The organism is Ellagibacter isourolithinifaciens (assembly GCF_008831035.1).
Lineage (GTDB): Bacteria > Actinomycetota > Coriobacteriia > Coriobacteriales > Eggerthellaceae > Ellagibacter > Ellagibacter isourolithinifaciens.
Genome location: NZ_WAJR01000033.1, coordinates 1 through 19,939, shown reverse-complemented (window position 1 = coordinate 19,939; position 19,939 = coordinate 1). Strand labels below are relative to the sequence as shown.

Sequence of the window (19,939 nt, the reverse complement as noted above, 5' to 3'; positions counted from 1 at the left end):
CGCATGACGCGCACGCGCCCGCCGCCCGCACGCACGACGCACGCCCGCGTGACGCGCATGCACGCGCGCGTCCATGGGGACCCTCCTTCGATACCCCAGGGGGTATCCGATTTCTGAGGCTCTGACCAGGGGGAACGGCGCGCGGGGAAGAAAACGCGCAAAAAGCGCCCTTAATCTGGGAGATAGATTATTCTCGCAATGGATAATAGACATCAGAAAAGTGTGTAAAAAAGTGCAATACCGCCGTGATATGCTGTAAGTAGCATTTCAGGCATTGAGGCCGTCCCGATGGGGCGGCTTTTTTCATGCCCAAATACCGGCAAACCAAAATCAAAAGCACCCGAAAACCGCATAGAAACGGCTCTTTCCATGCGAAAAGCGAATGAAAAGGAGTGATACGCGATGGAAACCGAAGAGAAGAAGGCGCCGGCGCGCAAGACGCGCAAGAAGGCCCCCGCCGCGAAAGCCGAGAAGCCCGCCGAGCAGGCGCCCGAAGAGGCTTCGGCCCAACCCGCCGAGCAGGCGCCCGAAGAGGAGGCGCCCCAGCCCGCGGAGCAATGGCGCCCGGCATTGGAGGAGGCGACCGTCGAGGTGGGCGACTTCCAGGGCCTCAACGTGCGCGAGGCGAAGTCGCTCGAATCGGAGATCGTCGGGTCCATCTCCAACCACGGCTCCGTGATGGCGTACCCGGAGGAGGACGGCTGGCGCGAGCTCGCCGACGGCGGCTTCGTGGTGGCGAAGTACCTTGCCTGACCTCAGGTTCACCGTGTGCCCGCGCTGCAAGCGCCTGAAGCCCCAGCTCGGGGGCCTTCGGTACTGCTCAGAGTGCGAGGCCGAGGTCAAGCGCGAGCGCGCCGAGCGGCGCGACTACAAGCGCGAGTACGAGAAGCGGCAGGCGAAAGAGGACCCGAGGTATCGCCGCTTCTACAAATCGAGGGAATGGCGGATGACGAGCCGCCAGTACGCCGTCGACCACGGGCACAGGTGCGAGGAGTGCGGGGCCGTCGGCACCGACGTCCACCACGTCCAGCCTATACAGACCGAGGAAGGGTGGCGGCGGCGGTTCGACCAGTCCAACCTCAGGCTCCTGTGCGTCAAATGCCATAACAAGGCGCACGGGAGGGAGTTCGGCCAATTCCATGTGTGAGGAGGTGAAACGCGGTGGCGAACAGCGGTAGGAAAGCGAAGCCCCTGGCGGTGCAGGAGAGCAAGAGGCGCGTCCACATCTCCAACGCCGAGAAGGAGGCGCGCAGAGCGCGCGAGGCCGCGATCGGCGGAACGACCGACCACATGGCGCCCCCGAGATACCTGGCGACGCAGAAGCTGAAGAGCAGGTACTCGGAGATTGTGTCACTCCTCAGGGCCGCGAGCGAGCAGCTGTGCACCGACCTCGACGTGGACGCGGTCGCGCGCTACGTCATCGAGGAGGACGAGTACATAGCGGCGAGCTCGGCCCTGCGCAAGGCGCGCAGGGACAAGGAGGAGCTCAAGACCATCGAGTCGATGCAGAGGCTCAAGAACGCGGCCTTCAAGTGCGTCGACACGAGCGCGAAGTCGATAGGGCTGACCGTGGACGCGCGGCTAAGGTTCGACCTTCGGGAGCCCGAGCAGGACAAGCCCGAGAACAGGTTCGCCAGGTTCCAGGTCGCGAACGGGCGATGAGGGACCGCGTAACCGAGTACGCGCAGGCGGTCGTCGGCGGCAAGGTCCCGTGCGGCGAGCTGCACATGCTCGCGTGCAAGCGGCACCTCGACGACCTGAGGCGCGCCGACACCGACGACTTCCCCTACGTGTGGGACCCCGGCGCGGCGGCCGACGTCGTCGACTACGCCGAGACCATGACGATCGTCGAGGGGTTCGAGAAGAGGCCCGTGAGGCTGATGGGCTCGCAGGTCTTCGACATCGGGTGCACGTTCGGCTGGAAGAATCGCAACGGCTACCGCAGGTTCAGGCGCCGCTACAAGAGCGTGTCGCGCCAGCAGGGCAAGTCGTTCGAGAACGGCATACTCGGCACCTACATCGCCGCGTTCAGCGGGTACCGCTACGGCAAGCTGTTCACGGCGGCGACCAAGAAGCGCCAGGCGAAGATCGTCTGGGAGGAGATGAAGAAGTTCATCGAGGGCGACCCCGACCTCTCCGAGTGGTTCGAGGTCAAGGAGTACAAGTCCGAGATAACCGCGCTCAACACGAACTGCGTCATCAAGGCCCTTTCCAAGGAAGAGGGCTTGGACGACGGCTTCCGACCGCTGTTCGCGTCACTCGACGAGCTCCACCAGATGAAGGACAACTCCATCTACCAGGCGCTCTACCGAGGCACGCGAAACCTCGACGAGACGCTGGTATCCATGATCACCACGCGCGGCAAGGAGGTCGACTCCTTCGCCTACGAGATGGACACCTTCGCGTGCAACATCCTGCGAGGCGGCGTCACCGCCGAGGACTTCTTCGTCGACATATACGCGCTCGACGACGGGGACGACCCGTTCGACGAGTCCGTGTGGGTGAAGAGCAACCCGCTCTCCGCGACCACCGAGAAGGGCCTCGAGCAGCTCCGCACCGACGCGGCGACGGCGAAGGCCATGGGCGGCTCCGAGCTGCGCGACTTCCTCACCAAGTGCATGAACGTGTGGGTTACGAAGACCGAGGACACGTTCGTGGCGCCAGAGGACTGGAAGGGCGCGAAGACCACCCTCACGCTCGACGACTTCAGGGGCGAGCGTTGCTGGATAGGCGTCGACCTTTCGAGCGGCGGCGACCTCACGACCTACTCCATCGAGTTCGACGACGACGAGGGCGGAGCCTACGCCTACAGCCACAGCTTCATGCCGCGCGGGCGCATGTCGGAGCACATACAGACCGACGTCGCCCCGTACGACGTGTGGGAGCAGCAGGGCCTCATAACCGTCATAGGCGGCGAGACCGACTTCCGCATCGACTACAAGGCGGTCGTCAGGCACCTGGCCGACGTGGTGGAGGAATACGGCCTCAAGGTGCAGGCCGTGGGGTACGACCCCCACAACGCGGAGGCGTTCACCGAGGACCTGGAGGTCCTGGGCGCGCCCCTCATCAAGGTCGTGCAGTCGGCCAAGAACCTCAACGACGCCACAGTGGACGTCCAGCTGCTCGTGAAGAGCGGCAAGTACTCCATGGACAAGCGCAACGAGCTCATGAGCTGGTCGTTCCTGAACGCGCAGCTCGTGAGGAACAGCTTCGACGAGGTGAAGGTCGACAAGAAGCCCGGAAAGACCCGGCGCATCGACCCCGTGGACGCCTGCATAGACGCGCACTACGCGCGCCTCGTGCAGCGGGATTCCGAGGTCGTGGACGCCGACGTGGAGCTCCGCCGCTACATGGAGCTCATGAACTGGTAAACGAAAGGAGGTGCAGGGATGGGAAAGGCCGCGAACGCGCTCATGAGGTCGCTCGGGTTCTACTCAAAGTCGGAGGTCGCGGAGATCGCCAAGGGTGCGAGGGAGTCCGCCGTGTCCGAGTGGAGGAGCCTCGCGCACTTCCTGGGCATCGACCCGGACGTCGACGGCGACGCCATGGGCGAGGCCACGTACTACGCCTGCACGAAGATTCTCAGGGAGACGCTCGGCAAGCTGCCGCTGAAGCTGATGCGGCGCATGCCGAACGGAGGCGTGGTCACGGCGTACGACCACCCGCTCTACAGCACGCTGTGCCTGCGCCCGAACCCGTACATGACGGCCACGTCGTTCTGGTCGGCCGTCGAGCAGTACCGCAACCACACGGGCAACGCCTACGTGCGCATAACGGGCGGCAACACCAAGGGCGACCCGCCGCAGCTGTGGCTCATGCCGACAAACGAGGTCGACGTGTGGTGGGACGACGCGGCGCTGCTCGACGAGGTTCCCGACGTCTACTACCTCTACAGCCACGGCGGGCGAAACCTGATCCTGAAGAGCTACGAGGTGATGCACTTCAGGAGCTCCGACACCGACGACGGCATCATGGGCATCCCGCTCATCGACCGCCTGAGGAAGCTCGTCGGCGGCGCCGTCGAGGCGCAGGGCTTCCAGAACGAGCTCATATCGAGCGGCCTCACCGCCAAGGCGGTGCTCCAGTACACGAGCAACCTCGACGACAAGGCCGTGCTCACGTTCACGAGCAACATGGAGAAGTACGCCAAGGGCGAGTTCGCCGACGAGGGCGTGAGGAACATCATCCCCATCCCGGTGGGGACGACGCTCCAGCCGCTCAACACCAAGCTCACCGACGCCCAGTTCGAGGAGCTGAAGAAGTACAGCGCGGTGCAGATCGCGTCCGCGTTCGGCATCAAGCCGCAGCAGATAGGCGACATGACCAAGACCTCCTACGCGTCATCGCAGGCGCAGCAGGAGGCCTTCTACACCGACACGATGCTCTACATCCTCAAGGACTACGAGAACGAGGTCACCTACAAGGCGCTCACCGACCGCATGCGCAACAAGGAGTACTTCTGCGAGTTCGACACGTCTGTGATGCTGCGCAGCGACTTCAAGACCACGGTCGAGGCCAACAAGATAGCCATCGAATCCGGGCAGTTCACCCCGAACGAGGCGCGGCAGAGGCTCAAGCTCCCCGCCGACCCCGACGGGGACGTGCTGCTCGGCAACGGAAACCTCATACCCATCGGTATGGCGGGGCAACAGTACCTACAGCAGGGTTCCCAGGAGGAGCCGCCTGCGGAGCCTTCGGGAGGGGGTGAAGCAAATGGGTAGCGACAAGTACATGCGCAAGGGCGGCATGGTCAAGTCCATGGAGGCGGGCGACGCCGACATGGCCGCGATCAACGCGATCGCGCTCGAACCGCTCGACAAGGGCGACGTCTACACGTTCGAGGTGGTCGCGTGCGACAACGACATCGACCGCGACTTCGAGCGTTTCGACGAGAAGGCGCTCGGGCAGCTCGCTGAGCTGTTCGTCGGCAAGACCGTCATCAAGGACCACTCGCCGCGAGCCGACAACCAGTTCGCCCGCGTCTACGCCGCCGAGGTGGAGGACGCCGACGGCGAGACGTCCGACGGCCTGCCGCTCAAGCAGCTCGTGGTCAAGTGCTACACGCTCGACAACGAGGCGAACTCGCAGGTGATCGCCGAGATCAAGGGCGGCATCAAGAAGGAGGTATCGGTCTCCTTCATGCCGGAGTCCGTCACGTGCTCGATCTGCGGCATCGACCGCCGCAAGGCGTGGTGCGAGCACCGCTGGGGCAAGGAGTACGACGGCGAGGCGTGCCATTTCACGCTGAGCGACATCAGCGACGCCTACGAGCTGTCGTTCGTCGCCATCCCCGCGCAGCGCGGGGCGGGCACGAAGAAGGAGTACCTGCTCGACGGCGAAGAGCCGAGCGGGCCGGCCGAAGCGAAAACCGAAGAGAAAGCAGCTGGGGCGCCGGAAGGCGCCCATTCCATTTCCAGGGCGAAGGCGCTTGCTGCGGCGTTCCTGGCGACCATCGAACGATAAGGAGCTGAAAGCATGAAGTTCAAGAACCTCAAAGAGGCGAAAGACGCCCTCCGTGCCAAGTACGACGAGATGAAGTCGGAAGAGGACGCGGAGAAGTTCAAGTCCCTGAACGCCGAGTTCGAGGACATCAAGTCCGAGATCGCGCGCATGGAGGCGCTCGACGCGGCGGAGAAGGCGTTCGCCGCCGAGAAGGCCGTCGAGGCGAAGTCCGAGGAGAAGGAGGCGGAAGGCTACGAGGCCGCAGTCAAGTCCTTCGCGGCGGCGGCCCGCAAGGGATTCAACGAGGGCACCCCGTCCGCGGGCGGCTACACCGTGCCCGAGGACATCGAGACCAAGATCCGCCGCCTGCGCGACGCCAAGGCGTCCCTTCGCCAGCTCGTCTCCGCGGAGACCGTGAAGGCGCCCTCCGGCGAGCGCACCTACCAGAAGCGCGGCGTCGGCAAGGGCTTCGCGTCAGTCAAGGAAGGCGGCAAGATCCCGCAGACCGACTACCCCGAGTACGCCCGCGTGAGCTACGCGGTCGAGAAGCTCGGCGGCTACATGATCGCGACCAACGAGCTTCTGGAGGACTCCGACGCGAGCATTGCGAACGAGGTCACCATGTGGTTCGCGGAGAACGCCCGCGTCACCGACAACAAGCTCGTGCTCGCGACGCTCGACTCCAAGTACACCCGCGACGAGAGCCCCGCGACGCCCGCGTCCATCGCGTCGCTCGACGACATCAAGAAGGCCGTGAACGTGACCCTCGGCCAGGCGTTCGCGCCGACCTCGACCATCGTCACCAACGACGACGGCCTGCAGTTCCTCGACACGCTGAAGGACAAGGACGGCCACAGCCTCGTGAAGGCGACCGAGAACAACCCGCTCGACATGTACCTCGCCATCGGCTTCCGCCGCATCCCCCTGCACATCGTGCCGAACGCGGACCTCGCGACGAACGCGACCAAGGGCGTGCCGTTCTACATCGGCGACCTCAAGGAGGCCTGCAGGCTCTTCGACAAGAAGGGGCTGTCCATCCTCGCCTCGAACACGGCGGCGGTGGGCGACGTCAACGCGTTCGAGAACGACCTCACGGTGTGGCGCGGGCTCATGCGCGAGGACTGCGAGCTTCTGGACGAGGAAGCGTACGTCCTGGGCTACTACAAGGCCAACCTGGGCTAATCGGGAAGGAGGCGGCGGCTCATGGCAGTCACCAAGCACGACGTCTGCGAGTACGTGGGGCTTGAGGCCGAGTACCTCGACCCCGTGCAGGAAAGGCGCGTCGACCAGGCCCTCGCCGCCTCCAGGCTCTGGCTTCGCGGCGCGGTCGGGTCGGACGTCGACATGGACAACCCGATGGCCGAGGAGCTGGTGCTGATGGCGGCAGGCGAGATGTTCGAGAACCGCTCCCTCACCGACGACAGGCTCTCCAAGTACGCGGGCGGCAAGGCGGCGGCATCGCTCAACAGGCTCGCGCACGACGCGATCATGCAGCTCAAGTACTGCGGCTTCCCGAAATCCGAGGAAGGGGGCGGTGCCGAATGAGCGTTGGGGACCCAATCGTCATCGAGCGGTCGGAGGACGGCATCGACTGGCAGCCGTGGATGACGCTGCACTGCCTGAACGTCAACAAGACGCGCTCGACCGAGTACGTGGAGGCGGGCGGCGAGCAGAACGCCTCGTACGTGACCTTCCGCGTGCGCTGGAACCGCCGCCTGCCGGAGGTCGAGGCCGACACGACCCGCCACCGCATCGTGTGGCGGGGCCGCGTCTTCGACATACGCGGGTACGACGACTACCAGTACCAGCACAGGAAGGTCGACCTGGCGGGGGTGTCCTATGGTTGATTACGTCCACTGCGACGTCGAGAACATCGACGCGTGCCTGGAGGAGATACTCGGGGAGTACGCGCGGACCTGCTCGAAGCAGATGGCCAAGGGCATAGACAAGACCATGCGCGACATGACGAGGCAGACCAGGAAGACCGCCCCGACCGAGGACGGGAAGTGGACGCCGACGTTCCCCAACCACAACAGGGGGGAGGCGTTCAAGAGGCACATCGCCTGGAAGTCGAAGGGCTACGGCATGAGCCACACGGCCACATGGTACGTGAAGTCGCCCGAGCACAGGCTCACCCACCTGCTCGTGCACGGCCACGAGCAGTTCGTGTTCGGGCGGCCCACCGGCAAACGCTCGAAGGCGATGCCCTTCCTCGTCGACGCCAGGGACAAGGCCGAGGAAGACCTCGTGCCCAACATCATCAAGGAGATAGAGAAGGGATGAGCAGGGCGACGGACGCGCTCGAAGCCTGCGGCATCCCGTACAAGCACAACGGATGGATGCCCGCGAAGCCGCCGCAGTCGCCGTTCTTCGCGGCGGTGCTGGAGGAGTCGGAGGCCGTCTCGTCGGATTCCGGCGAGACGTTCGCCTTCTTCACGGTCCCGACCGTCGAGCTGTACGACGACGGGGGAGCCGACGCGGAGGCGAAGCGCGCGGAGCTATTGCGCGCGCTCGCCGCGGAAGGGCTGTCCCCCCGCAGGCGGGCGAGCACATACATCTACAGCGAGAAGAAGTTCCTCACGGTCTACGACTGCGAGGGGTACATCGAGAAGGAGTGACGCTCATGTCAACAACCAAGCGCAAGGAAGAGAAGCCGATCACCATCGGCAGCTGCACCGCGTACATCGCGGAGTACACGGGAGCGGTGCCCGACCACAAGACGCTGTGCGTCGCGGGGAACCGCCTCGCGTACTCGAAGGGCGGCGCGACCATCACCTACAGCAAGGAGACCCAGGAGGTGCAGGACGACCTCGGCCTCATCCGCAAGACCATCACCACGTCCGACTCCGCGAAGGTCAAGCTCGGCCTGCTCGGCTGGGTCGGCACGACGCTGAAGAAGCTGGAGTCAACCGCCCGCGTGAGCGAGGACGCCGAAGGCGGCATCCGCACCACCAAGATCGGCGGCGTCGGCAACGACGACGGCAAGACCTACGCGCTGTGCCTCCACCACGAGGACAAGGCCGACGGCGACTGCTGGTGGACCATCGTCGGCAAGAACACCGCCGGCTTCGAGTTCGTCTACGCGCCCGACTCGGAGACGAAGATCGAGCCCGAGTTCACGGCCGAGTCGCTCGACGACGACGGCACGCTCATCATCTTCGAGGAGCAGATCAAGGAGAACCTGGGCTAGCCGCCCGCGGAATCTGGAAAACGGGAGGGAGGGTGCTTCGGGCCCCTCCCTCCCTCTACGGGAGTGAATCGAATGGAAATCAAGGGAACGAACTACGCAAAGCGGCGCAAGGACGTGCTGGTCGTGACGCTCGGCACGGAGGAGGACAGCTTCGAGCTGCGCATCCTCCCGCCGACGAAGGGCGTGCACGACGGCCTCGTCGCGGTCGCCGGCTACGTCGCCGACGCGGCGATGGGGAATGCGGCCTCGTCCGACCTCGACCTCGGAAGATGCCTCGACCTCGTTGCCGCCGCCATGAGCCACAACACGGACGTGCGCGTCATCACGGGAGACTACTTGGAGTCCATCGGGTTCGACTTGTCCGACGTGGGCGACTTCATCGGCCTGTACACGTACTTCGTGTCGGAGCTGGTCGATTCAAAAAACTAGAGCTGCCCAGCAACCCCTACGCAAAGGCGGAGGTTGGGCGCAACGAGTACGAGGTCACGACTTACTTCGAGAAGATGGTCGCCGACTACCTGCGCATCCCCGTGCCGGACGTTGACGGCCTCGACCTCGTCTACTACCTGCGAATCAGAAGGGACGCGTTCATCGACGCGCTCAACGGCTCCGAGGCGGGGCGCGACTACCTCGACGAGGCGTGGCGCCTGACGCGCACGGAGCCCGACCGCAAGGCGTCCCGCGAGCTGTTCGGGAAGGGGGAATGCTAGATGGCAGGAAGGGTCCAGGGACTCTACGTCGAGATCAACGGCGACGCGACGAAGCTCAAGAAGGCGATGCGCGACGCGAAGGCCGAGGCGACGGTGCTGCGCACGCACCTATCGTCGCTCACGAAGCTGCTCAACTTCAACCCGACGAGCACCGACCTCATAGTCCAGAAGCAGCGCCTCCTCGGGCAGGCGCTCGCGCAGAACCGGGCGACGATGGCGACCTACCAGCAGGCGTACGAGAAGTACTCCGGCAAGGTCGGCGAGCTGTCGGCCGCCGAGGTCACCGAGTTCAAGAACCTCCAGCGCCAGATGACGAACAACGAGCTCGAGTACGAGAGGCTGAGGCAGCAGGCGGTCGAGTTCGGCGCCGCCGCGTCGCAGAACGTGCTCTCCACGAAGGCGCACTTCGACCAGCTCGGGACGACGCTCGCCGACGTCGGGACGAAGCTGACCGTGCTGTCGGCAGCCACGGCGGCCGCTGGCTACGCGTCGTTCAAGTCCGCGACCGACTTCGAGGACAGCTTCACCGGCGTGGCGAAGACCGTGAACGCGTCCGAGCAGGAGCTCGAGCAGCTCGCCCAGACGTCGCGCGAGATGGCCCTCAACAAGCCCATCGACGTGAACGACATCAACAGGGCGATGGAGCTCGGCGGGCAGCTCGGCATCGCGACCGAGAACCTGTCGAAGTTCGCGTCCGTCGCCGCCGACCTCGACATCGCGACCGACATGGATGTCGACGACGTGTCCCTCAAGCTCGCGCAGTTCATGAACATCTGCAACGTGGCCGAGACGGACGTCGACCGCGTCGGCGCGGTCATCACCGATCTGGGCAACAACTCGGCCACCACCGAGTCCCAGATCATGAACATGGCGATGCGCATCGCGGGCTCCGGCTCGAACATCGGCATGACGTCGCAGGAGGTGCTCGCGCTCGCCGCATCGCTCTCCAGCGTCGGCATCCAGGCCGAGATGGGCGGCAACGCCATATCCACCATCATGAACCGCATCGACAAGGACGTGGCGCTCAACTCCGACACGCTCCAGGTCTGGGCGGACACCGCCGGCATGAGCGCGGAGGACTTCGCCGCCAACTGGAAGTCGAACGTCATGGACACGCTGCTCGCCGTGGTCGACGGCATGGCTACGTACCGCGACGAGGGCGGAAACCTCAACACGCTGCTCAAGGACATGGACATCAGCTACATGCGCCAGATCGACACCATGCAGCGACTCTCCCGCACGGGAGACGTCGTGAACGGCATGGTGAGCATCGCGAACAACGCGTGGGACCAGAACGTCGCGCTCACGCGCGAGGCGAACAGGCGCTACGGGACGACCACGAGCCAGCTCCAGCTCGTGAAGAACAACGTCAACGAGCTCGGCATCGAGTTCGGGCAGCTGATGATACCGGCGGTGAAGGAGGCGTCCGAGGGCGCCGTAGAGCTCGTGCAGGGCTTCCAGTCGCTCGACGACGCAACGAAGCGCAACATCCTCTCGCTTGCCGGCATCGTGACGGCGGCCGGCCCCGTGACGCTCGTCGCCGGGAAGCTCTTCTCGTGGCTCGGCAAGATCACGGGCAAGTTCGCCAGCGCCTACACGGAGCTCGCGTTCCTCACGCGCGGGACGTCGTCTTTCACGGGGGCTGCCGACAAGGCCGCAGCGGCGTCGGAGCGCGCCGCGCTCAAGACCGAGGCTCTCGGCAGGGCGGCGGCCATCGCCAAGGGCCTCGTCGTCGGCCTCGCGATGGCGGGCGTCGCGCTGCTCGCGGCGTACCTCGTCGACGCGGCGCGCAAGCAGGAGAACCTGCGCAAAGCCACAGAAGGCCTCACCGACGCGCTCGACGACGTGGACGAGAAGACCAAGTCCGCCGCCGACGCGCTCGGCTCGCTCGACTCCGAGAAGCCGAAGAGGACCTTCAAGGAGATACGGGACAGCATCGACCAGACCATCCAGAAGCAGGCCGAGCTCGCGGACGACATGAGCGAGACGTGGGGCGGAATCAACGGCTCCGAGTACGCGCTCGACAAGTACCTCGAGGTCATCGACAAGCTGACGGGCAAGTACGACGAGAACGGCCAGAAGGCCAAGCTCAGCGCGGACGAGCAGGCGAACCTCGCGTCGGCCGTGGCGGGCGTGAACGAGCTGCTCGGCACGTCGTACCAGGTCATCGACGCAGAGAACGGCATCCTCGACACCAGCACCGACGCAATCAGGCGCAACGCCGACGCGTGGGTGGCGAACGCCAAGGCGCAGGCCGCCCAAGAAGAGATGGTCGAGCTCATGAAGGAGCAGTTCCAGCTCGAAAAGGACCTCGCCGACGCCAAGAAGAGCCAGGCGAACGCGCAAGCCGAGTACGACGCCGCGCTCGCCGCCGGGAACGTCCCGATGGACAGCTACCTGACGAACCTCGCGAACGCGAACCGGGCGGTGGACGACGTTACCAAGTCCCTCGACGGGAACACGGAGATGCAGGAACGGCTCAAGGGAATCTACTCGGAATCCAGCGCCGAGGCGAAGAAGCTCTCCGACGTCTCGGGCGAGCTCGCCTCGCACATGAGCTCGCTCGCCGGCCAGAGCGACGATCTGGCGGCCGCCATCGAGGAATCCGGCTACAAGGTCGAGGACATGGCGAAGGTGCTCTCCGATGCGGGCGTCAGCGCCGAGGACTTCAAGAACATAACCGCCGACCAGATGCTCGAGGTCGTGAGGGCGTACGACGGCACCTACGACTCCGTCAAGGGCATCCTCGCGAAGATCGTCGAGGAGAACCGCGCCAAGGGCGAGGAGGCGGGCCAGGCGCAGGCCGACGGCGCGAGCTCCCAGCAGGGGGCCGTGGACAACGCCTACGCACAGCTCATAGAGGGCGTCGACTACACGGCAGATGCCGCGCAGAGCAACTACCAGAAGGGCGAGCAAGCAGGCACGGACATCGTCAACGGCATGCAGTCGATGCAGGACGCGGTGGCGGCAGCGGCCGACGCCCTCAGCAAGCTCACGGCCGACCACCTCAGCAGCGCGTCGGAGGACGCCTGGTGGGCCGGATACAACATGGGCGCCGAGCATTTCGCGGGCGGCATCGAGTCGGGGCGCGACCTCGCGGTCGCGGAGGCGGACACCGCCTCGAAGCAGGTCGCCGACCACTTCAGCAACTCGAACGGCGACGCCTGGTGGGCGGGCTACAACATGGCGTCGGGCTTCGCGAACGGCATATCGGACGGCACGTACCTCGCGACGGCCGCCGCGGGAGCGGTCGCCCAGGCGGCGCTCGACAAGGTGCGCGAGGTCGGCCAGGAGGGCTCCCCGTGGAAGACGACCATCAGAAGCGGCAGGTTCGCCGCCCAGGGCCTAGCCATCGGCATGGAGCAGCTCAAAGGGTACGTGGCCGACTCGTTCGGCGACGTGGCGAGAAGCGCGGTCGACGCGCTGAACGTCCAGGCGGCCCCCCTCTCGTACGAGGCGGAGCTCATGAGCGTGGGCGGGCGGGCGAACGTGCCGCAGCTCGCAATCGACCTCGCGTCGCAGAGTCAGTCGGGCACCGTCATCAACAACTACGAGCTGAAGGGCATCAACGTCGACGCTGCGATAAGCAGCGAGCGGTTCACGGAGGAGCTCGTGAGCCTGCTCTGGAAATGGGGAGTCCTCAGCAAGACATAGAAAAACGAATAACCGCAAAGCAGGTGATATGAATGGCAATCCTCGACTTGCAGATGGCCGATGGGTCTGCCTTATGCGGCGTCGGCGCGCGCCTGTACGAGCGCGACGACGCCGGCTACCCAGGCGGGCACGACCTCAGGTTCGGGTTCACGACCGAGCTCGGCTCGGACGCCAACAAGTCCTTCACCGTTCGCGTGTCCGCGAAGGGCTACGCGAAGGGAAGCCCCTACGAGGGGCAGTGGAGGGACTACGAGGCGACCGTGCCCGCCGCGCAGTGCAACGAGCTGAGGAGCCACGTCGGGGGCCGCACGGCGTGGGGAGTCCCGCTGTCGCTCGTGGGCGCGCTGACGGCCGACTTCGGCCCGTGGCGCTACGAGACGCGCGCCTACGACACGGTGACGCTCGCCGTCTCGCTGCGCGCCAACTGGTCGTCAGACTTGATGGGCGTCGGCGGCGGCGAGGACGACTGGCACAGCGAGTGGGCCTACGCGGAGCTCTACATCGGGTTCATGCCCGAGTACGCGCTCACGACCGCGGAGTACGAGACCTCCGAGCTGCTGGTCATCGAGTACTCGACCACGTGGACGCGCCAGGACGACCGATTCGCCATCGACACGGGGAGCTACGTCATGGAGTCCGACGGCGCCCTCACGGCGTTCCCCTCCGCGCTGTCGCGCGAGGTGTGGGGCACGGTGGCCGCGCCAGGGCGCATCGAGGTGCCCGTGTCCGCGCTGACGCGCCACCTCAAGGGGAAGAAGTGCTTCTTCACCGTCTACTTCAACCCGTCGTACCGCCCGATAATCACAGGGCGGCAGTCCGCGTCGGCCGAGCTCACGGTCGGCGACAAGAGCAACTGCAACAGCTGCACCCTTGAGCTCGCCGGCTCCGACGACCCGTACCACGTCGCCATCAGGACGGGCGACGCCGGCGACGCCGACAGCGCCTGCACCCAGGTCACGGTCAAGTGCCGCACGGGGTCGGGCTACAGCGCAACGACCACTGTTAAGTGCGGCGAAGTGGCCGTCATGCGCGGGTGCCCGCTCAACACGCCGCTCGTGTTCGAGGGCGTGGGCTCGAACGGCGTGTCCACGTCCAAGAAGGTCACCGTCCTGGAAGGCGTAACCATCAAAGCGAAGGGCGTCGCCCTCATAGAGTCGGTTGACCCGAGCGGCGGGCGCGTCGAGCTGGTGTACAACCAGAGCTTCAGCGTGTCCTCCGAGGCGGAGTGCGACACCGTCAAGCTCGCGGGGCGGCGCAGGCCGTCGAGCTTCTACGGGCACGGCGGCACCCGCTCCGTGAAGGTCGAGGGCGTGCTGCTCGACGACAAGGGCGCAGACATCGAGGCGATGCCCGAATACGGGGACGCGTTCGTGCTCTTCCCCGACGGGCGCGCATACAAGTGCAGGATAAGCGTCTCGCTCGACTGGGACTTCTCGCGGCTCAGGAACGTGAGCGTCTCTGGCGAGGAGGTGGGCTAGATGGCCGACTGGGGCGCAAGCGGGCGCGTCGACAGCTACGAGTTCAGGCTGGTGGACCCGTTCACCCTCCAGGAGACGGGCGAGACGGTGAGCACCATCGAGGGCGAGTCGCAGCTGTCGTTCAACTACTACGGAGACAACATCGCCACGGGGACGATCGTCACCGACGCAGACGACATCGGCAAGCTGGTGCGCGTGTACCACACGGTATCGGTCGGGGGCGAGGAGGCCACCGAGGTGCTCGGCACGTTCTTCGCGGACTCGTCCACGGCCACGGCGAAGCACCACGCCATCAAGCGCACGCACGCCTGCTACTCGACGCTGTACCGCCACACCGAGGACTCGTTCGTCCAGGACTTCGCGCGCACGGCGGGCACCAACATCGTCGGCGAGATGCGCGACATCGTGGAGGCCGACGGCGGGCACCTGAGGACGCTGCCGTCCTTGAGGGACGAGGCGTCGAGGACCCACACCGTTGACATCTGGTTCGAGATAGGCACCAACAAGGGCGAGGCCCTGCGCACCATCTGCGGGTGGTGCGGATGGGAGCTCGGGGTCGACCCGTACGGCTACGTCACGGTGGGAGCCTACACGGCTCCGCAGGACAAGGCGATCTCCTACGAGTTCGAGGACGGGGAGAGCTGCACGTACGCGGCGGGCTACGACTTCTCGAACACGAACGCGAAGGCCGTAAACCGCTGCATCGCCTACTTCTCGCGGACGTCCAAGCAGGACGACCCCGACAAGGACAACTACGACCCGTGGCCCCTGTCGGACTCCACGTTCGTCGACCTCCCCGAGCGCAGCCCCTTCAGCTACCAGAGGACAGGGCGGCACCGCACCTACGTGCTCAAGGTCGGAGACGCGTGCAGCCACGACGACCTCGTCGCGCAGGCGCAGCGGTACCTCGACGAGAACTCTGGGGCGTACTACAGCTTCCAGATAGAGCACGCGGGGATACCGGGGCTGAGGGTCGGGGACGTCGTGAGGTACGTGAACCGCCGCGACGGCAGCAAGGACATAGACCTGAGGCTCCAGGTTGCCGAGATGCAGATGACGCTCGGCCCAGGGTGCATGTGCAGGACGACGCTGAGAGAGGTGGACTAGATGGAGATGAGCGAGATTCAGGCCGCGCGGCTCCTGCTGGGCGGCGGCGGCGCGGGATCGGGCGGCTCGCAGCAGGGGCCTTCGGGACCCGGCGGGCACGGCTCGGCGTCCGTGCGCTACGGCACGGTGACGGCGGTCGATGCGAAGGCCGGCACGGTGACCGTGCTCCTGGACGGGCAGGCCGCGCCGATCACGCTGACCGACGCGACCGCCTCGACCCGCCTCAAGGTCGGCGACCGCGTGAAGATAGTCAAGCAGGGCCAGTCCTGGGTCATCGACCTGGCGGGCGGCATATCCCGGGCGCTCGACGCGTCGGTCGAGGAGGCGAAGAAGCAGTTCGCCGCCGACAAGGCGCGCATGGACGAGCACGACAAGGCCATGGGGCGGTACGAGAAGGACATGGCCGCCGCCAAGGACGAGCTGGCGGGCATGGACGGCAAGATAGACTCCGCTGTCAAGGATGCCGTCTCGAAGCTCGAGACGCCCGACGGCGGGAACCACATCTACGCATCGGCGGACGAGCCGACAGCCCCCGACGGCGGCTTCCAGGCGGGCGACCTGTGGTACCAGACGAACGCCGATTCTCAAATCGTCGCAGTAAAGGTGTGGAACGGCACCGTCTGGAACGGCTACGACCTGGTCGCGAACAGCCTCCTGGTCGCGGGGTCGGTCGGCTCCACTCTCATCGCGGACGGCGCGGTCACGACATCCAAGATTACGGCGAAGGCCGTGACAGCCGACCAGATTGCGGCGAACACCATCACGGGCGAGGAGATTAAGGCGAAGAGCGTGGACGTGAACAGCATCGCATCGGGAGACATCTACTGCAAGCGGCTCACGGCCACGGACGGAGCCGGGTACACCGAGATGACGGGCAGCAAGCTCGAAATGCTAGACTCGGGCTCGCGCAGCCTGGTCGCAATCTGGGTCGAAGGCGGCGTTTGCTACATTAACGCCAACTTGGCGGAAAAGATATCGATAGGCACGAACAGCGGCTCGGTGCTCAACATCAGCAATGGCGGGTTCATCTTCAGCTCGATGATGCCCGGCTTCAGGGTGAACGGCGTCTCGGCTGTCGAGTCCTTCGCTATCGCGCCAGGCAGCGCGACGGAATCGTTCTCGGCAAACGTGCCCTATTCGCCGCACAAGACGTCATACGCGGTCGTCTACTACAGGTGCACGTACACGGGCACCGCCGGGAGCGTGAAGTTCCCGATAACCGAGGGCGGCTCGGCGAACGTGGTGCTCAAGGAGCTCACGGCCTTCGAAGCCGCCAGCGAAAGCATGGCGTTAGGCTGCGCAGAGAACATCACGGTTGCTTTGGGCAATTCGCCTAACAAGACTTTCACCATCACCCGCGGCAATCCCTACCGCTTCGCAATCAAGCCCTCGGGGAACAGCGTCAACGCGAACCCAGGCTCGCAGTTCGAGATCACTCAGGTGACGCTGTGCGGCTGATAATCGACTACAGGAAAGGAGTGGTGCGGAATGCCCACTAAGGCAGTCTCGCTCAACGTGGACAAGAGCGGGAGCTTCGCCGCCCAGACCGTGAGAATCTCTCAGGGCGACGAGAACTCGACGTCCATCGTCGCGACCATCTTGGACGGGGCTCAGCCCTTCGACCTCACGGGGAAGTCGGTGCGGTTCAAGTGCGAGCTCCCTGGCGGCAAGGTGTTCGTGGACGATTCGGTGACCGTCTCGGACGCGAAGACGGGCGTGGTTTCATTCACGCCGTCAGTCGAGGTCGCGGCGGCGGCTGGCAAGGTCACGGGCGCTCTCTTCGAGGTGTTCTGCGACGGGTACGCCATCCACACGACGAAGATGGAAATCGACGTCGATTCGACGCCGACCGTCGCCAACGGCGCGGTATGCGAGCTTACGATGCTCAATGACTACCGCAGCGGCGAGCAGGCTTCCTGGACGCACCCGACCAGAAGCGGCATGGCGTTCGCTGGTTGGTACAAGGACGCCGCGCTCAAGTACCCGTGCAGCGCGAGCGACACGGAAGGTGCGGCCTACGCGAAGTTCGTCAAAGTGGCCGACCTGTTTCAATTCTTGGGCTGCTCTTTCAACATGAGCGGGAACGTCCCCGCAGAGTACACGACGCCGAGGTTCTCGTACATCATGTCGGTTCCAGAGGGTGCCGCGCTCATCGAGAACGGCTGGTACTTCAAGAAGGTGTCCGACCCAACGAAGCCCGACGTACGAAGCCTGTCATACAACAACATCGTACAGACGGGAAACAAAATCTTCAGCTCGCTGACGTTCAACAAGGTGCCCGTCAGGTTATATGAGAAGAAGTTCTCGACCAAGGCGTTCGTCAAGTACACGACCGCGGACGGAACCACCGTTGAAGCTGTCGAGGCGGATTACGATGCCTTCACTCCTGCGGAGATTGCCGATGCGGTGCTCACGCACCCGATGGCAACCCAAGCGGACAAGGACTACGCCGCGGCAATCAAGGCGGCGGTTACGCAGGAGGGCGCGGCGTGATAGAGATTGAGATGTCCACTCTTGTCGTGCCCATCGCGTCGGCCGTGCTCTCGGCAGTCTTCGCGGCGTGCGGCGTGTATGTGGCGATAAGCAACAGGTTGTCGGTGCTTGAAACCAAGATGGACGGGCTTTCGGCAAAAGTCGAGAAGCACAACTCGGTCGTGGAGCGGACCTTCAAGCTGGAGACCGACGCGGCGACCGCCTGGAAGCGACACGACGAGCTGGCTGAGAGAGTGGAGAGATTGGAAGACATGAAGATTGGAGGAACGCAATGAGCATCAATTGGAAAGTACGAGTGAGGAACAAGGCCTTTTGGGTGGCCATCATCCCCGCCGTCCTGCTCCTCGTCCAGCAGGTGTGCGCCGTCTTCGGCGTGGCCCTGGACTTCGGGGACTTGCAGGCGCAGTTGGTGGCCATCGTCGGCACCGTGTTCACGCTGCTCGCAATCCTCGGCATCGTGGCCGACCCGACAACGGCCGGCATGGGGGACAGCGAGCAGGCGCTCACCTACACCGAGCCGAAGGAGGGCTAGCCATGGGCGCGCTGACCGAGGAGGAGAAGCGGCTCATCGAGTCGCAGGACTCGCACGACGAGCCCGATTTCGAGCCGAAGGAGGGCGGCAATGGGGACGATTAGCGACGTGCTCTACTGCGCGCGGGACTGGGTTGGGTACAGCCGATGGACGGACCCCGAGGAGGGCACCGTCTTCGGGCGATGGTTCGCCGAGAAGACGGGTGAGCCGTACTTCGGCGTGAGCGGCGTGCCCTACTGCGCCATGTTCGCCTCCTACTGCCTGGACTGGGCTGGCGTCCCCTGCGCGGGCATGCCGAGCGCATACTGCCCAGACATCGTCAACGCGGGCGAGGAGGCGGGGGCAACCGTCTCGTGCGAGGACGCCGAGCCTGGCGACCTCGTGCTGTTCGACTGGGGCGGCGACGGCCTGGCAGACCACGTGGGCATCGTCGAGGAGAACCACCCTGACGAGGGGTACATGACGACTATCGAGGGCAACACGTCGAGCGGGAGCGCGGGGTCGCAGTCGAACGGCGGCGTCGTTGCACGGCGCCAGCGCGGCTACGGCTCCATCTGCTGCGTCGTGCGGCCTAGCTACGACGGAGTTTCCACCGCGCCCATCGAGGGAGGCTCTGGCGACAACAGCGGCTCGGAAGCAAGCGATAGCGGTTCAGGCGCGGGGCTTGACGTAGACGGCGTGTGGGGGCCCGCTACAACGCGCGCGGTACAGTCGGCGCTGGGAACGCCTGTAGACGGCATCGTGAGCGGACAATCGACCTCGCTCGACGCGTGCAACCGGGGCGGGCTTTCCTCCGAGTCCTGGCAGTACGGCGGCGGCGGCTCGTACATGGTGGAGGCGCTTCAATCGAAGATCGGCGTCGATGCGGACGGCTACTTCGGCCCTGACACTTGCAGGGCGCTGCAAAGCTACCTCGGCACATATGTTGACGGATATGTTGATTATCCATCCAATATGGTTAAAGAGCTTCAACGCAGGCTCAACGACGACGCGTTCTAGCTCTCCACTTGCCAGGGCAACGCCGCCGCCATCGAGGCAGTCGATGCCAAGCTCGACAAGCTCATCGAGAAGCTGGGGAAGTAACCCCGACAAGCTTCGACAAGCTTCGACAAGCTTCGACAATCCCAGATAAGCTCGGATAGACTAGGACAAACTAGACCCTAGATTATCCCGAAACCAACAAGCCCCGCATCGCCATGGGATTTGTGAACTGCATCCCAATTCTTGGACGGGCTAATTAGCGGCCTACGCCGCACATAGGGACTGATTCCGGAACTCCTCCGGGGTCAGTCCCTTTAGTTTAACCTGCCTCCTTCTCGTGTTCCAGTGGATG

General features: G+C 64.9%; 23 protein-coding genes. 22 read left to right on the top strand and 1 reads right to left on the bottom strand.

What is annotated here, in order from left to right; all coding sequences use genetic code 11:
- Positions 1-402: 402 nt before the first annotated feature.
- The 22 genes from F8C90_RS09840 (at position 403) to F8C90_RS09735 (ending at position 19,605) form a co-directional block, all read left to right on the top strand.
- Entirely contained in the window at positions 403-753 is a 351-nt protein-coding gene (locus F8C90_RS09840; protein ID WP_170264630.1) for an SH3 domain-containing protein, read from the top strand.
- Complete coding sequence (locus F8C90_RS09835; protein ID WP_158050339.1) at positions 746-1,147, top strand: HNH endonuclease; 402 nt, start codon at positions 746-748, stop codon at positions 1,145-1,147. Before F8C90_RS09840 ends, F8C90_RS09835 begins: the two co-directional genes overlap by 8 nt.
- A 14-nt stretch (positions 1,148-1,161) precedes the next feature.
- Positions 1,162-1,662, top strand: coding sequence for a hypothetical protein (locus F8C90_RS09830; RefSeq protein WP_158050338.1), 501 nt, complete (start codon positions 1,162-1,164; stop codon positions 1,660-1,662).
- Positions 1,659-3,371 carry a terminase large subunit gene (locus F8C90_RS09825; RefSeq protein WP_158050337.1) on the top strand — a complete coding sequence of 571 codons (1,713 nt, stop codon included), beginning with the start codon at positions 1,659-1,661 and terminating at the stop codon, positions 3,369-3,371. Before F8C90_RS09830 ends, F8C90_RS09825 begins: the two co-directional genes overlap by 4 nt.
- Before the next feature lie 18 nt (positions 3,372-3,389).
- Positions 3,390-4,721 carry a phage portal protein gene (locus tag F8C90_RS09820; RefSeq protein ID WP_158050336.1) on the top strand — a complete coding sequence of 444 codons (1,332 nt, stop codon included), beginning with the start codon at positions 3,390-3,392 and terminating at the stop codon, positions 4,719-4,721.
- Positions 4,714-5,463, top strand: a complete 750-nt coding sequence (locus F8C90_RS09815; protein ID WP_158050335.1) for a hypothetical protein — start codon at positions 4,714-4,716, stop codon at positions 5,461-5,463. The genes F8C90_RS09820 and F8C90_RS09815 overlap by 8 nt, the downstream gene beginning before the upstream one ends.
- Before the next feature lie 12 nt (positions 5,464-5,475).
- Positions 5,476-6,624, top strand: coding sequence for a phage major capsid protein (locus F8C90_RS09810; protein WP_158050334.1), 1,149 nt, complete (start codon positions 5,476-5,478; stop codon positions 6,622-6,624).
- Between the two features lie 21 nt (positions 6,625-6,645).
- Entirely contained in the window at positions 6,646-6,987 is a 342-nt protein-coding gene (locus F8C90_RS09805; RefSeq protein WP_158050333.1) for a hypothetical protein, read from the top strand.
- A complete protein-coding gene (locus F8C90_RS09800) occupies positions 6,984-7,289 on the top strand; it encodes a phage head closure protein (RefSeq protein WP_158050332.1) in 306 nt (101 codons plus the stop codon). The genes F8C90_RS09805 and F8C90_RS09800 overlap by 4 nt, the downstream gene beginning before the upstream one ends.
- Complete coding sequence (locus tag F8C90_RS09795) at positions 7,282-7,725, top strand: hypothetical protein (protein WP_158050331.1); 444 nt, start codon at positions 7,282-7,284, stop codon at positions 7,723-7,725. Before F8C90_RS09800 ends, F8C90_RS09795 begins: the two co-directional genes overlap by 8 nt.
- Positions 7,722-8,060: a hypothetical protein gene (locus F8C90_RS09790; protein ID WP_158050330.1), complete on the top strand. Its 339-nt coding sequence runs from the start codon at positions 7,722-7,724 to the stop codon at positions 8,058-8,060. Before F8C90_RS09795 ends, F8C90_RS09790 begins: the two co-directional genes overlap by 4 nt.
- A 5-nt stretch (positions 8,061-8,065) precedes the next feature.
- A complete protein-coding gene (locus F8C90_RS09785; RefSeq protein WP_158050329.1) occupies positions 8,066-8,632 on the top strand; it encodes a hypothetical protein in 567 nt (188 codons plus the stop codon).
- Positions 8,633-8,704: 72 nt separating this feature from the next.
- Entirely contained in the window at positions 8,705-9,061 is a 357-nt protein-coding gene (locus F8C90_RS09780) for a hypothetical protein (RefSeq protein WP_158050328.1), read from the top strand.
- 74 nt (positions 9,062-9,135) lie between these two features.
- Positions 9,136-9,342, top strand: coding sequence for a hypothetical protein (locus tag F8C90_RS09775; protein ID WP_158050327.1), 207 nt, complete (start codon positions 9,136-9,138; stop codon positions 9,340-9,342).
- The gene (locus F8C90_RS09770; protein WP_158050326.1) at positions 9,343-12,996 is read left to right on the top strand and encodes a phage tail tape measure protein; all 3,654 of its coding nucleotides are present in this window, start codon (positions 9,343-9,345) and stop codon (positions 12,994-12,996) included.
- A gap of 32 nt (positions 12,997-13,028) precedes the next feature.
- A complete protein-coding gene (locus F8C90_RS09765; protein ID WP_158050325.1) occupies positions 13,029-14,474 on the top strand; it encodes a hypothetical protein in 1,446 nt (481 codons plus the stop codon).
- Positions 14,475-15,581 (top strand): hypothetical protein, encoded by a 1,107-nt coding sequence (locus F8C90_RS09760; protein ID WP_158050324.1) that lies wholly within the window; start codon positions 14,475-14,477, stop codon positions 15,579-15,581. It begins immediately after the preceding gene.
- On the top strand, positions 15,582-17,039 hold the full coding sequence (locus F8C90_RS09755; protein WP_158050323.1) for a hypothetical protein: 1,458 nt from the start codon (positions 15,582-15,584) through the stop codon (positions 17,037-17,039).
- Positions 17,040-17,069: 30 nt separating this feature from the next.
- A complete protein-coding gene (locus F8C90_RS09750; RefSeq protein ID WP_158050322.1) occupies positions 17,070-18,074 on the top strand; it encodes a BppU family phage baseplate upper protein in 1,005 nt (334 codons plus the stop codon).
- Positions 18,071-18,349 (top strand): hypothetical protein, encoded by a 279-nt coding sequence (locus F8C90_RS09745; protein ID WP_158050321.1) that lies wholly within the window; start codon positions 18,071-18,073, stop codon positions 18,347-18,349. Before F8C90_RS09750 ends, F8C90_RS09745 begins: the two co-directional genes overlap by 4 nt.
- On the top strand, positions 18,346-18,606 hold the full coding sequence (locus F8C90_RS09740; RefSeq protein ID WP_158050320.1) for a phage holin: 261 nt from the start codon (positions 18,346-18,348) through the stop codon (positions 18,604-18,606). Before F8C90_RS09745 ends, F8C90_RS09740 begins: the two co-directional genes overlap by 4 nt.
- Before the next feature lie 90 nt (positions 18,607-18,696).
- Positions 18,697-19,605 carry a CHAP domain-containing protein gene (locus tag F8C90_RS09735; RefSeq protein WP_158050319.1) on the top strand — a complete coding sequence of 303 codons (909 nt, stop codon included), beginning with the start codon at positions 18,697-18,699 and terminating at the stop codon, positions 19,603-19,605.
- Between the two features lie 246 nt (positions 19,606-19,851).
- Here F8C90_RS09735 and F8C90_RS09730 read toward each other — a convergent pair.
- Positions 19,852-19,939 (bottom strand): IS3 family transposase (locus tag F8C90_RS09730; RefSeq protein ID WP_158049762.1); only part of this gene is annotated, 88 nt, incomplete at its 5' end.